The 13,942-nt window shown below is 65.2% G+C and carries 9 protein-coding genes; all 9 read right to left on the bottom strand.

Features of this window, described 5'->3' with window-relative positions:
- Nucleotides 1-51 precede the first annotated feature (51 nt).
- The 9 genes from CFB82_RS08910 to CFB82_RS08875 all read right to left on the bottom strand — a co-directional run bounded on the left by CFB82_RS08910 (nucleotide 52) and on the right by CFB82_RS08875 (nucleotide 13,860).
- Nucleotides 52-3,051 carry a two-partner secretion domain-containing protein gene (locus CFB82_RS08910; protein WP_069247909.1) on the bottom strand — a complete coding sequence of 1,000 codons (3,000 nt, stop codon included), beginning with the start codon at nucleotides 3,049-3,051 and terminating at the stop codon, nucleotides 52-54.
- Nucleotides 3,052-3,160: 109 nt separating this feature from the next.
- Nucleotides 3,161-3,955 (bottom strand): fimbrial biogenesis chaperone, encoded by a 795-nt coding sequence (locus tag CFB82_RS08905; protein WP_069247908.1) that lies wholly within the window; start codon nucleotides 3,953-3,955, stop codon nucleotides 3,161-3,163.
- Nucleotides 3,956-3,960: 5 nt separating this feature from the next.
- Nucleotides 3,961-6,495 carry a fimbria/pilus outer membrane usher protein gene (locus CFB82_RS08900; protein WP_256990312.1) on the bottom strand — a complete coding sequence of 845 codons (2,535 nt, stop codon included), beginning with the start codon at nucleotides 6,493-6,495 and terminating at the stop codon, nucleotides 3,961-3,963.
- 278 nt (nucleotides 6,496-6,773) lie between these two features.
- Nucleotides 6,774-7,532 carry a fimbrial biogenesis chaperone gene (locus CFB82_RS08895; protein WP_069247906.1) on the bottom strand — a complete coding sequence of 253 codons (759 nt, stop codon included), beginning with the start codon at nucleotides 7,530-7,532 and terminating at the stop codon, nucleotides 6,774-6,776.
- Between the two features lie 24 nt (nucleotides 7,533-7,556).
- Nucleotides 7,557-8,135 carry a fimbrial protein gene (locus tag CFB82_RS08890; RefSeq protein WP_069247905.1) on the bottom strand — a complete coding sequence of 193 codons (579 nt, stop codon included), beginning with the start codon at nucleotides 8,133-8,135 and terminating at the stop codon, nucleotides 7,557-7,559.
- Nucleotides 8,136-8,401: 266 nt separating this feature from the next.
- Nucleotides 8,402-8,641, bottom strand: a complete 240-nt coding sequence (locus CFB82_RS42020) for a hypothetical protein (RefSeq protein WP_143750887.1) — start codon at nucleotides 8,639-8,641, stop codon at nucleotides 8,402-8,404.
- A gap of 733 nt (nucleotides 8,642-9,374) precedes the next feature.
- Nucleotides 9,375-10,679, bottom strand: a complete 1,305-nt coding sequence (locus CFB82_RS08885; protein ID WP_069247904.1) for an MFS family transporter — start codon at nucleotides 10,677-10,679, stop codon at nucleotides 9,375-9,377.
- A gap of 233 nt (nucleotides 10,680-10,912) precedes the next feature.
- The gene (locus CFB82_RS08880) at nucleotides 10,913-12,595 is read right to left on the bottom strand and encodes a SpoVR family protein (protein ID WP_069247903.1); all 1,683 of its coding nucleotides are present in this window, start codon (nucleotides 12,593-12,595) and stop codon (nucleotides 10,913-10,915) included.
- Nucleotides 12,592-13,860 (bottom strand): YeaH/YhbH family protein, encoded by a 1,269-nt coding sequence (locus CFB82_RS08875; RefSeq protein WP_069247902.1) that lies wholly within the window; start codon nucleotides 13,858-13,860, stop codon nucleotides 12,592-12,594. The genes CFB82_RS08880 and CFB82_RS08875 overlap by 4 nt, the downstream gene beginning before the upstream one ends.
- Nucleotides 13,861-13,942 lie beyond the last annotated feature (82 nt).

Genomic DNA, 13,942 nt, shown 5'->3' with positions numbered 1-13,942 from the left:
CCCGTTGCATCGGCGGCGGGCGCCCGTCATGCGCGCCCGCCGCCCGTCGCATTACTCGATCACGCCGAGATTAAGACCGGCAACTTTCTGCAGCGCCGCCTCGCCGGACGTGATGCTGTTTCGGAAAGTGCCCCGGTTGATGCCGACGAGGCCGCCGAAGGTCTGGTACGACGACACGTTGATCCGCCCGCTCGCGGCCGAGCGCTCGACGAACCCCGCATTCAGGCCGATCAGGCCGCCGAGCGTCGCGTAATAGCCGGCGCGAACCGCTCCCGACGCCGACGCATCGCGCACCGTGCCGAGGTTCTCGCCGGCAAACCCGCCCACGGTGCTCGACGAACCGCCCGTCACGCTGCCGGTGGCCGACGCGATCTCGATCGTGCCGGACGCCGTGTTGGCGCCCGCGAAGCCGCCCACCGACGCATAGCTCCCGCCGGACACGTCGCCGCTCGCATCGACGTTGGACAGTGCCGCCGCGTTGCTGCCGACAAAGCCGCCCGTCTTGCTGTAGTTGCCGCCGATCGTCTTGCCGCGCGCGACCGAGTGGGCAATCCGGCCCCCGAGGTGACTGCCGACGAAGCCGCCGTTGGCGCCCTGGCCGCCGGTGACCGTGCCATGCGCTTCCGCCATGTCGATGCTCGCGTCGGCGCCCAGGTTGATGCCGACGAAACCGCCGGTCGACCCCGTCGATGCGCTCGTGACGGCGCCCAGTGCGTTGCTGTTGGCCACGATGCCCTGGTTCAGGCCGACGAAGCCGCCGATCGCTTGCGCGTATCGGCCGTCGACGAGACCGCTCGCGCTCGACCGGACGATCTTGCCGGTATTGATGCCGACGAGCCCGCCCACCGTACCGCTCGAGCCGCCCGTCACGCGCCCCAGCGCCGCGCCGTCGGCGATCTTGCCGAGCAGGTTCGCACCCACGAGCCCGCCGACGTTCACGCCGGCGATACTGGCGCCCGATGTGGTGCCGCGACTGGTCGACCGCAGAATGTCGCCGCCCCGGTTCACGCCGACGAGACCGCCGATCGATGCGAGATTCGAAGCACCGCCCGATACGGTCGCGTTGGACTCGCTGTCGAGCACGATGCCGCTGGACTGATCCACGCTGTTCTCGCCGACCAGACCGCCGACGGCATACGACATCCCGTTGCCCGCCACCGATCCGGCATACGACGCCTGGGAAATCTCGCCGCGATTGATGCCCACCAGGCCGCCCAGCGCATTGCTGCGGCTGGCGCCGGCATTCACCTGCATGCCGGTCGCGGTCACGTTCGCGATCTTGCCGGCGTTTTCGCCCACCAACCCGCCGATGGCCACCGGGCCGACACCGGACGACGCGCTGACGCGCAACGACTTCAGGTTGAGGTTCGCGAGGGTTCCCGTATTGCGGCCGAACAGCCCCGCATACGGGTCGCTGCTCGCGATGTTGAGGTTACTGATCGTGTTGCCGAGGCCGTCGAACACGCCGGCGAACGATGCGCCCGAGCCAATGGTCTTGAACGCGGTGCCGTAATAGGAGCCGGCGATGTTGTTGCCGAGGACGTACAGCCCGTCCAGATTCGCGTTGATGGCCTGCAACTGCTGCAGGTTCTGGATCACGGTATAACGATAGCCGTTCGACTCGAACCCGGCCCCGGCGCCCGACAGGGTCACGGCTGCGGCGCCCGCGAGCGAATACGCGACGCCGTAGTCGAGCGTCAGCAGCGCGTTCGGGCCGGTCAGCGCCATCGGCGCCGCGATCCGCGCACTTCCTTTCGCGTCGATGGCCACGCGCGCATTCGCCCCGGTCGCACGCAACGCACCGTTGACCGATACGTCGCCTTGCCGGCTGGCGAGCGTCAGCCGGTTGCCGCTGGCCCAGGTCACCGGCCCGTCGACCGACGTCGGGCCGCGTTCGGCGACCAGTTCGACGTCGGTGGTCGCAAGATTGCGCGACAGCGTGTCGGCCGCGATCGTACCCGGCTGGTTCGCGCCCGCCTTGACCGACACATCGGACGACGCGATGCGCCAGGTGCCGCTGCGGCCGTTGGTCGCGCGCGTGTCGACCATTGCGCCGAGCGCCACCTTCACGTCGGCGCCGCGGGTGTCGACCGTGCCGCCATTGCCCGGCGTCGGCGCGCTCGCGTTCAGCACGCCCGCGACGTTGACGGTACCGGCGTCGTGGCCGTCCAGCGAGATTCGGCCCGCCGTATTCTTCAGCGTGCGCGCCTCGATCGTGCCCTGGTTGTTGACCACCGTGCGCAGCAGCGTATCGGCGGTCTTCGCGCTCATCAGCACCTGCCCGCCATCGGCTTTCAGCAACTGTTCGTTGCTGACCAGCGCGTTGACAGCCGCCTGGCCGATCTGCACGCTGAGCAGCTTGCCGCCGTCGAAGTTCAGCGTGGCGTCGCTGCCCGCGGCCAGTGCAACGGTGCCCATCTGCGCCTGAACGATCCCCCGGTTGACGACGGTCGCGCCGAGCAGCGCGATCGCGCCGCCTTCGCTCGCCGCGAGATTGCCGTAGTTTTGTACTTCGCTCGGAGACTGGCCGGAGAACCGGAAGCGGTCGGCATCGAAGTCATCGTTCTTGATGTCCAGCGTCGTCGCCACCAGGCCGCCGACATTGATCTGCGCGCCCTTTCCGAACAGGATGCCGTTCGGATTGACGAGGAACACGCGGCCGTTCGCATCGAGATTGCCGTAGATTGCGCTGCCGTCCTGGCCGACCACCCGGTTCAGCGCGATCGACGTCGCGCCCGGCTGGTTGAACGTGACGCGCTGCCCTTTGTCGATGTCGAACGAGTGCCAGTCCGTCACCAGCTTGTCGCTGTGCTGGTTGATCGACATCTGCTGCCCGTTGCCGTAGCGAAGAATGTCGGCTTTCCCGGACACGATGTTCTCGCCGACCGGCAGCGCATACGCGGACGTCACCGCCGTGCCGCCCGCGAGCAGCACCAGCACCGCGACGACGCGCGCGCGCGTCGCGGACTTGCCGTGGCGGCGTACCCGTTCGCCGACCGCCTGCCAGACGCCCTGCCTGACGTTCCATACCAAAGCGTATGTCTTGTTCATGTTTGTTTTTCCGTGTTGTGGTTGAAACCCTGTCGATGCCCCGACAGGACGGGTACTCCAAGGGCTGGTACGCGGCGGCCGGCGCATGACGCCACGCGCCGCCCGTTCGCTACGGTTCGAGCCGTGCCCGATAGGCCTGTGATGCGCCGCTGTCGTCGACCGCGTCGAACACGATCTCGCCCGGCTGTTCAGCAGCCGGCGCACCGACCGGGATGCGGGCCTGGCCGAACGGCACGACATCCACGGCCCCACCGGCCAGTGCGACCGGCACGCCGTGCAGCAGCACACGTGTCAGCGTCACGTAGTACGGCGTGGGATTGGTGGCGACGATCGATGGGGCGGCCGGCTGGCCTGTGCGTGCCCAAGCCAGCGCGTTCGGCGCCTGCTCGGGATCGCCGGCCAGGCCGGGCGGCCGATACAGGAGCTTCATGCGCAGCCGATACGCGATGTGCAGCGCGTTGCCGTGCGTCGGCACGGCCGGCGGCACTTCGAGCAGGTTGATCCAGAAGCAGGACTCCCGGTCCGCCGGCAAGTCGCCGCCGACGAACTGCACGCGGAACGCCTGCGGCCGTGCCGGATCGAGTCGCGCCAGCGGCGGCGAGACGATGAACGGCACGCGCAAGCGGGCGGGATCGGCATTCGCGTCGCCCTCGTCGAGCCACGACTGAACCAGGATCGGCGCGTTGCCGCCGTTGCGCGCGAGGATCGTCAGCGAACGCGCATCGCCGGGATAGACGAAGCGGGTGCCAACCACGGACAGCGCCGCGTGGCCGGTGACTGCGACGATGCTCGCCGCGCACGCCACCGCCGCCGCACGCACGATGCGGGCAAGGCCGGCCCTTTCGCGCGCGCGGCGCGACGGCCGGAACGCCGCGGGAGCAGAACGAAAATCGAGACGGTGCATCGGACCTATCGCTCCTTGCGCTGGCCGTTCGCCGGAACAGCGACGGGCGCAATCGTCGGCGTCGCGCGGCAAACGCGCGTCAGCGTCACGTAGCCTCGGGTCGTACGCTCCTGCGCGGGCACCGCGTAGTCGATCACGCACTGCTGATCCGCCCGCGAGCCCCATTCGACACGGATCTGCCCTTCGTCGTCGGGGCTGCGCACCAGCAGGCGGCTACCTTGCCCGACGCCACCCAGCATGGCGCCCGTGCGTGCGTCGAGCGCGCGCGCCGCGAACGGCAGCGGGCGCCCGTCGTCGGTCTGCGCGTCGATCAACAGCGCGCGCGCCTTCAGCGTGTCGTACGACAGCATGACGACCGAGCCCGAGCGCGGCGCGACGCTGCGCGACACCGTCTTGACCTCGACATCCTCGGGGACGTCCTTCGGATCGATATCGACCTTGTTGAGCTGATACGGGATGAGGCTCGGCACGATCGCATACCCGAACCGGTCGATGCGTGCGCTCGTATTTGCCACCAGCGCGCCGCGCGCGTCCGGTGCGTGCACGACGCCGATCGTCTCGCCCAGGATAGGCGCCGCCGTCAGGCCTCCCGGGTGCAACACCAGTCCGCCCGTCGCGTTCGCCGACGCCTGCTGGTAGTCGCGTCCGAGGCCGAGATTCGCCGACAGCGACGCGGCCGGCAACTGATAGCCGACGCCGAAACTGCCCGACGACGCCCGGTTGTTGCCGTCGTAGCTCGACGACACCGAATACGAGCCGTCGCCCAGCTCGCCGAAACGGCCCGCCAGACTGGCCGTCGCGCTCGTGCCGGCGCTGCTGTCGTGCGTCATGAGCGTACTGAAGATCGGTGCGCGCCGCGAATTGCGTCCGAGCGGAATCGACACGTTCACGCTGACGAGCGTGCTGCCCGTTCCGCCGCCGAACGATTCCCGCGTGGACAGGTTGCGCACGCGCTGCACCGATGCGGTCAGCGTGGCGTCACGCCATTGCGTGCTGTAGCCGAGCGTGAAGCTGAGCGACTGCCCGTTTCCCCCCCAATAGCTGAGCGCCGATCCGTTCGCATAAACGTTGCCCGACCGTCCGACCTGCTGGCTCACGTTGAGATCGACCCGATTGCGCAGCCGCGAAGACGACGCGACGCCGGCGCGCTCGTCGCTGCGGCCGTTCAGCAGCAACGCGTCGCGCAGGCCGAGATACCCCTTCGTCGAGTAGCGATACGCGAGCAGCGAAAAGTTCGTGCCGCTGTTCGGCAGGTTCCGGCTGTATGACACGCGGACACTCGACCCGGTCAGGCGCTCGCCGCCTGGCGGCTGGGTCCGCGCGATCGTGATGTCCGTGCCGAAGCCGCCGATCGACGTATTGAGCGCGACGCCCATCAGCATCGACTGGTAGCGGTTCGCAAACGCGGCGCCGCCATAGGCTGTCACCACGTTGCTGACACCGCGCTGCACCGTGAACTGGCCGACGTACTGCGTGCCGATATCGCCGCCGAGCTCGATCGCCCGGCCCGCCATCGCGCTGAACCGCGTGCTGCCCGGGCGAAGCAGTTGGGCGGTCGTCGCAAACGGCACCAAGAAGCTGCGCACTTCGCCGTTGGCCTCGGTCACCGTCACGTTCAGGTCGCCGCCGTAGCTCATCGCCTGCAGGTTGTCGATCGCGAACGGCCCTGGCGCGACGGTCGTCTCATGAACGAGATAGCCGCGCTGGTAGATCGATACCTTGGCGTTCGTCTGCGCAACGCCTCGCACGACCGGCGCGTAGTAGCGCTGCTCGTCGGGCAGCATCCGGTCGTCGCTGGCGAGTTGCACGCCGCGGAACGACACTGCGTCGAACAATTCACCGCTGGTCGAACTTTCGCCGGCCAGCAACTGCGCGTGCCAGTCGGGGAGATCGGTTTGCGCGTAGACATAGCCACGCTGATAACGGGTGCCGCCGCGCTGCGACCACGTGAGGTTGCCGTTGTGGCGGATCCGAAAGCGCCCGGCGCTCGCCGCCATCGAGAGGCCCGTGTACAGCTGCGAGAATTCGTAGCCGCCGGAGCGTGTCGTGAATGCGCTGGCGTTGTAGTTCAGCAACGCGGCCGGCACGCCGTTCGTCCAGTTCGCCGGATCGACGTAGGTGCTCTGGCTGGCAAGCCGCATGTAGAACTGCGGCACCGTGAGATACAGTTTCTGTTCGGCCGCATCGAACGACAGTCCCGCGCCGGGTACGTACTGCGACAGCGCAGCATCGCAAATCAGCCCGTCGGGAATCGGATTCGGCGGCTGGCTGCCGTCCTGGCCCCGCGCGCTGCGATCGAGGTCGACGCCGGCCCGCTGCAACAGCCGCCGGTCGTAGCAAGGCAACACGTCGCCGCGTTCATCGCGACGGAACGTGATGTCCTCTGCACCGCGCCACTGCCCGTTGACGATCAGATCCGCACGATGCAGCCCCGGCACGACGGCGTTCGGACGTTCGAATGGCGTCGTATCGATCGGCTCGCTGCCCGAGCCGACCATCAGCATCGAATCGTCGAAATGCGTCGCGCCGGCCGCCGGCACAGCGGGCAAGGCGTCGGAGGGCGCGTGGCGCGCATCGTCCCGCGCGGCCGTATCTGCGAAGGCGTCCGTACCCGACACCATCGCGACCGACGCGAATACCGAAGCAACTGCCAGGAGACAAGGCCGCCGCGGAAGCCGCGGCTCCCTCTCCGACGCGCACGAAGAATGAAAACCTGCTGAACTGCGCATGTGGATACGTTAATTTCGCATACCGAATCTATATGGATGACTCGGCATGCTGGGCCGTGCCTTCTGAAAGCGTTGCGATGGCCGACTGATTAGTCGGACAGTTTTTTTGTTATCGTGCTGCGCCCGCCGTAGTCGTCGATGGCCATGTAGCGCACCGCCGTCGGGCGATGCGACTGCGTGGCGCCGCCCGGCAACGGGAAACGCTGGGTGCCGAACGGTGCGACCATCCCGCCACCGGCCGGGACAAGGGTTCCGCCGACATCGCCCTCGACCATCCCGAACGAGACGTAGTACGGCGTCGGATTGGACACCTCGAGCGACACCTGTCGCCCGCCCGCGCGCGACGCGTCGGCAGATACTTTCCAGATCAGTTTGCCCTGCGCGGTGTCAGCGTCGTTCGCGAGCGCCGCGGGCCGATAGAACAATTTGATGCGCGTTCGGAAAGCGAAGCGCAACCGGTTGTCCGCGTCTTGCTGCACCGCCGGCACCTCGAGCACGTTCAGCCAGAACACCGATTCACGATCGACGGGCATGGGCTCCTGCATGTTCGTGATGCGCAGCACGGCACTTCGCCCCGCCTCGACGCGCACCAATGTCGGCGCAACGACAAACGGCGTGCGCATTTGCTCGGGCGGCACCTCGGTGCGACCGTCGTCGATCCAGCTCTGTGCGAGTACCGGCTCCGTGCCGGAGTTTTCCATCCGGACCGTCACGTCGCGAGCCTGCTCGGGGAAAATCACCCGGGTACCATCCAGCAGGAGCGCCGCCTGCGCCAGCGTGGCGCAGGCGGCCCACGCCACGACGCCGGTCACGACGCGGAAATAAGGAATGCGAATTGACAAGGTCATGACGTGGAAGAGGAAAGGTGCCGATCAGTAGTAAGCGAGCATGTAGCGGATGAACGAATTGCCCGTACCCGTACCGACCGTGGCGGCCGTCGACACGTACTGCGCCGTATAGCTCAGCGTCGCAGCGTTGTCCTTGATGGTCGCGACCTGCGCCTCCGTCAGGTTCTGCGGCTTGCCGAGCACGATCTTGCCGGCCTTGCCGTTGCCCGCATCGTTGATCTGGATCTCGACGCCGTCGGCCGGCTTGGTGCCGACGAGCTTCAGGTTGCCGGTGGCCGGATTGATGTTGGTCGAAACCGGATCGAAATCGATCACGACCTTCGTGCCGTTGGTGCACCCCGCGTTGCCACCGACCTGCAGGTTGAACGGAACAGCCGCCGACGTCGCGCCGACCTTGTTGAACACCCCCGGGCTGACTCGGTCGCCGAGCTTCACTTCAAGCCGGTTGCCCTCGCCGGGCGCCTGGCCGTTGATGTTGCAGGTGACGTCGGTGATGTTGCCGTAAAAGGCCAGCTCGCCGTCGAATGCGTGAGCCAGCGACGGCACCAGTGCAACGCTCGCCATGCCCGCCACGACGCAACCGCGAAGCAAGTTCATTTTCATCTTTGAAGTTCCTTTCAAAATGGATGATTGTTCTCGGAACAGCCCGATCGGCTTGGGAATTTTGAGGAAGGCCCGCTTTCCCGAAATGCAGATCGCATCGCCTCATCTCGAATAATTAAATTTCCATTCAAGAAAATGACGACCTCGCCATTCTATTTACAGGCAAATTTTCCTCAAATAGTACAAGTAAGAAATATAAGGATCATTTGCCGATCCGCCGTATTGGAGAACGACGACTCAGACGGGCGAAACGGCCTTCCGGCCGGTCATTGACAACGGCGTGCGCAACGTGCACTACGGCGACGACTCAATACTGCCAATCGAATAAATTCAAAACCGTAAACAATTGAAATATTTAATTCAAAAACCAAAACAAAGCTAAATATAAGGTGAAAAATTGATAAATTTCCTATCCAGAAAAAATGCATATAGGACAAGTCAAATAAATTTCCAGCGCGCCATCTTTCCCCGGCCACGGATGGCAAACGAAAATCGCCAATCGGCATGCCAGTCAGGGTTTCGAGATCGATGTCTCATCGCAGCACCGCATTTCGCTGAATGCGTGTGCAGGCAAACCGCACGCGATCCGGCTCATGCGGCGCCGCCGGCGGACAGGAATCGGTATCCGTCCGGAAGCAACGGGCGGCCCGCCGCTTCGTGACGAGACGCGCGTTATCGCGCAAGCGTGGAACGCGGCAACGCGCGCGCCCTGCGCTTGCGTCATCCGGCGAGCGAAGCCGCCGCGTCGACCAGGGTGATCACCGATCGCGCTCGCCCGGTGCACGGCGCCAGCCCGGAAACCATGCATGATCACAGGTGGGCTCATCGTGTTCCTCCTTGACGCGACGCATCGTCGAACCGTCATCGGCCCGACCGATCCGGATCGCCGTGCGGACAGGCATCACCCATCATAGGTGTGCCGCCCTGTGTCACCCAGTCCGCCAAACGGCCAGTGTGAAACGCCGCGCACAAAAAAAGACGCCCGCTGCAAGCAGCGGGCGCGAATCCCAGTCAAGGAGGTGTCACACGAACTACGGACTCAGAATAAGGGGATCGCCTGCCCCGGACAACGAAGCGATTCCGATATCGATATCGCCGGCACCGGGATGACCTTCCGAGCCGCCGAGCCACCGCCGCCCGCCCCAAAAAAAACGGCGCCCCGCCATGATGGCGGGACGCCGCTGACTGCCTGTCGCAGCGGGCAACCGCGGCCGCAAGGCCGGGCTGCGCCGCACGCGATCACGGCTCGTGACGCAGATACCCTTCCTTGCTCGGATCGCGCATCCGCCACGACACGAGCAGCGAGATCGCACACAGCACGGTCACGTACCAGTAGAAGGTTTCCTCGCTGCCGATCGACTTGAACCACAGCGCGACGTACTCGGCGGAACCGCCGAAGATCGCGTTCGCGACCGCGTACGACAGGCCGACGCCCATCGCGCGCACTTCCGGCGGGAACATCTCGGCCTTGATCAGCCCGCTGATCGACGTGTAGAAGCTGACGATCGCGAGCGCGACGGTGATCAGCACGAATGCGGCCACCGGGCTCGTCACGTCCTTCAGCGCATGCATCAGCGGCACCGTGCCGATCACCGCGAACGAACCGAACAGGATCATCGACGTGCGGCGGCCGATCTTGTCGGACAGCGCGCCGAACACCGGCTGCATCAGCATGTAGACGAGCAGCGCGACGGTCATCACGTTGCTGGCCGTCTTCGCATGCATGCCGGCCGTGTTCACGAGGTACTTCTGCATGTACGTCGTGAACGTGTAGAAGATCAGCGAGCCGCCGGCCGTGAAGCCGACCACCGTGAAGAATGCGCCCTTGTGCTGCCACACGCCGCGGATCGTGCCCGCGTCTTTCTTGTCGCGCGATGCCGTCGTCGACGTTTCGTCGAGCGACTTGCGCAGGTACAGCGAGATCAGCGCGGCCGCCGCGCCGACCACGAACGGAATGCGCCAGCCCCACGCCTTCAGTTCGCCGGCCGACAGCGTCTGCTGCAGGATCACGAGCACGAGCAGCGCGCACAGCTGGCCGCCGATCAGCGTCACGTACTGGAACGACGCGAAGAAGCCGCGGCGGCCCTTCAGCGCCACCTCGCTCATGTAGGTCGCGCTCGTGCCGTATTCGCCGCCCACCGACAGCCCCTGGAACAGCCGCGCGACCAGCAGCAGCGCCGGCGCAAGCGCGCCGATCTGCGCATAGGTCGGCAGCACCGCGATCACGAGCGAGCCGCCGCACATCATCAGCACCGAGATCATCATCGCGTTGCGGCGGCCATGGCGGTCGGCGATGCGGCCGAACAGCCAGCCGCCGATCGGACGCATCAGGAAGCCGGCCGCGAACACACCGGCGGTGTTCAGCAGCTGCGTCGTCGTGTTGCCGCTCGGGAAGAACGCCGGCGCGAAGTACAGCGCACAGAACGAGTAGATGTAGAAGTCGAACCACTCGACGAGGTTGCCCGACGAGGCGCCGACGATGGCGAATACGCGCCGCCGGGTGTCATGCGCGGACAGCGCAGCTTGGTCGGTCTGGACGTCCATGGATTGGTCAGTTCCTTTTAGTGCTTTCTGGGCGAGACGGCTGGGGGCCGCCGCGTGCGATCGTACGTGGCACCGGTTCCGGCGCACGGCGCTACAGGATTTTAGCGAAATGTAAAGTAACGGGCTCTCCGGGTTCGTCCCGATGTAGAAGATTTTTCTCCTGCCACGCGTTCGTCATATGAAAACGCCAGCCGCAAGGCTGGCGTCCGATGCAAACTTTCTGCTGACGATGTTCAGATCCGCACCTCCGGCGGCACGTAGCGGCACTCGTAGCGCTTGCGCACGGTGCCGGCCTCGTCGACGCTTTCCAGGAACACGTCGAACTGCCAGAGCCGCGCCATGTGCTTGAGCACCTCGTCACTGTCGTTCGACAGGTGACGGTTGTCGGTCATGAAGTGGCGCAGCGTGAGGCTGCGGTCGCCGCGCGTGTTCACCGCCCACACCTGGATGTTCGGCTCGCGGTGATGGATGTCGTATTGCCGCGACAGCGCCTGCCGCACGTACTGGTAACCCGAATCGTCGTGGATTGCCGACACCTCGAGCGAATCGCGCATGTCGTCGTCGAGCACCGAGAAGAGCCGCATGTCGCGAATCAGGCTCGGCGACAGATACTGCGCGATGAAGCTCTCGTCCTTGAAGTTGCGCATCGCATAGTGCATCGCCGGCAGCCACGGGGTGCCCGCGATCTCCGGAAACCACTTGTAGTCTTCTTCCGTCGGCGCTTCGCAGATCCGCCGGATGTCGCTCATCATCGAGAAGCCGAGCGCATACGGGTTGATCCCGCTGTAGTACGGCTTCGTGACGGGCGGCTGGTAGACCACGTTGCTGTGCGAGTGCAGGAACTCCATCATGAAGCTGTCTTCCAGCTTCCCCTGGTTGTACAGCGTGTTCAGCAGCGTGTAGTGCCAGAACGTCGCCCAGCCTTCGTTCATCACCTGCGTCTGCCGCTGCGGGTAGAAATACTGGCCGATCTTGCGCACGATGCGGATCACCTCCCTCTCCCACGGTTCGAGCAGCGGCGCATTCTTCTCCGCGAAATACAGCAGGTTCTCCTGCGGCTCGGGCGGATAGCGTTCTTCCTGTTCCTCCATCAACTCGGGCTTCTTGCCCGGCAGCGTGCGCCACAGTTCGTTCACCTGCGACTGCAGGTACGCCTCGCGCTCGCGCCGCAGCGCGGCTTCCTTCGACAGCGAAGGCTTCTGCGGCCGCTTGTAGCGGTCGACGCCATAGTTCATCAGCGCATGGCACGAATCGAGCAGTTCCTCGACGCGATCGAGGCCGTAGCGCTCCTCGCATTCCGCGACATAGTTCTTCGCGTACACGAGATAGTCGATGATCGCGTGTGCGTCGGTCCACAGCCGGAACAGGTAGTTGCCCTTGAAGAACGAGTTGTGCCCGTACGCCGCGTGCGCGATGACAAGCGCCTGCATCGTCATCGTGTTCTCTTCCATCAGATACGCGATGCACGGGTTCGAGTTGATGACGATTTCGTACGCGAGCCCCATCTGGCCGCGACGGTAGCTTTTCTCGGTCGACAGGAAATGCTTGCCGAACGACCAGTGACGGTAGTTGACGGGCATCCCGACCGACGCATACGCGTCCATCATCTGCTCGGCGCTGATCAGTTCGAGCTGGATCGGATAGATGTCGAGCTCGTATTGTTCGGCGACCTGCGAGATGTGCGTGTCGTATTCCTCGAGGAGTTCGAACGTCCAGTCGGACGGGCACGGCAGCGGCTTGCGTTCGGCAACGTTCATACGCGCTTCCTTTTGCCCTGGGCCGGGCAAGTCGGCGGCCGGCGGCGGCGGTGGTTCGGCCTGCCCGCGTTGCTGCGGTGCGGCAGGGCCGGCCGTGTCGTCGCCGGAAGGGCGCGGCGCATAGCCGCGCGACTCGTTGTGCAGATGGCGGGTCGTCATGACATTTCCACCTGCTTTTCGAACAATTCGCGAAACACCGGGTAAATATCGGCAGCCGATTCGACTTTTTTCATCGCGAGATGCGGCTGAGACAAGGCCAGTTGCGCGTATTCCAGCCACAGGTTCTGCTCTTCCGGCGCGACCTGGATATACGCGAAGTAACGCGTCTTCGTGAGGATATCCTCTTCCAGGATTTTGCGACACTTGGGCGAATCGTCGGTCCAGTTGTCGCCGTCGGACGCCTGCGCGCCGTAGATGTTCCACTCGGTCGGCGAGTAGCGCTCGTTCATCACCTTGCGCATCAGCTCGAGCGCGCTCGACACCACCGTGCCGCCGCTCTCGGTCGAATGGAAGAAGGTGTCCTCGTCGACTTCCTCGGCTCGCGTGTGGTGACGGATGAACACGACCTCGATGCGCTCGTAGTTCCGCTTGAGGAAGAGGTAAAGCAGGATGAAGAAGCGCTTCGACAGGTCCTTGCGCTGCTCGTCCATCGAGCCCGACACGTCCATCAGGCAGAACATCACGGCCTGGCTCGACGGTTGCGGCTGCTTCACGCGGTTGATGTAGCGCAGATCGAACGGATCGATGAACGGAATCCGCCAGATGCGCCCCTTCAGGTGATGGATCTCGGCCTCGAGCACCGCGATCTCCGCGCGCCGGTCTTCCGGATCGGTCTTCATCGCCTCGAGCTGCGCCTCGAGTTCGCGCAGCTCGTTGACGAGCGGCGAGCCGAGCGCGATGCGGCGACCGAGCGCGCTGCGCAGCGAACGCACGACGTCGATGTTGTTCGGCGTGCCTTCCGCCGACCAGCCCGCGCGCACGTTCTTCCAGCTCGGCACCGTCAGGAGGTGCGTCTTCACGAGGCGCGGGAGTTCGAGATCGTCGAAGAAGTACTGCATGAACTCGTCACGCGACAACTCGAACACGAAGTCGTCCTGCCCTTCGCCCTCGTTGCTCGCCTGACTCCCCCCGCCGCCCGAGCCACCCTGCGGACGCGGGATCTTGTCGCCGCGCACGTAGTCCTCGTTGCCGGGGTGCACGTATTCACGACGCCCGCCAGGCGCGTGCCGAAAATTCGGCTCCGCGATGTCCTTGCGCGGGATCGTGATGCTCTGCGTGCTCTGGATATCCTTGATGCTACGGTCGCGCACCGCGTCGGACACGGCACGACGAATGTAGTTCTTGACGCGACGCAAAAAGCGTTCGCGGTTGGCGATACTCTTGTTCTTGCCGGCCAGCCTGCGGTCGATGATTTGATGAAGCACTCCCGGTCTCCCGCTCGAAAATCGATACGCCGGGACGCTCGCCGCACATGCCGTCTCCCGTCATGCGGGCGGCGTCTCTGAA

This window comes from Burkholderia sp. HI2714 (assembly GCF_002223085.1).
GTDB classification, from domain to species: Bacteria; Pseudomonadota; Gammaproteobacteria; order Burkholderiales; family Burkholderiaceae; genus Burkholderia; species Burkholderia lata_D.
Note: the sequence above shows the minus strand (reverse complement) of the source record. Positions and strands in the feature narration are given on the sequence as shown.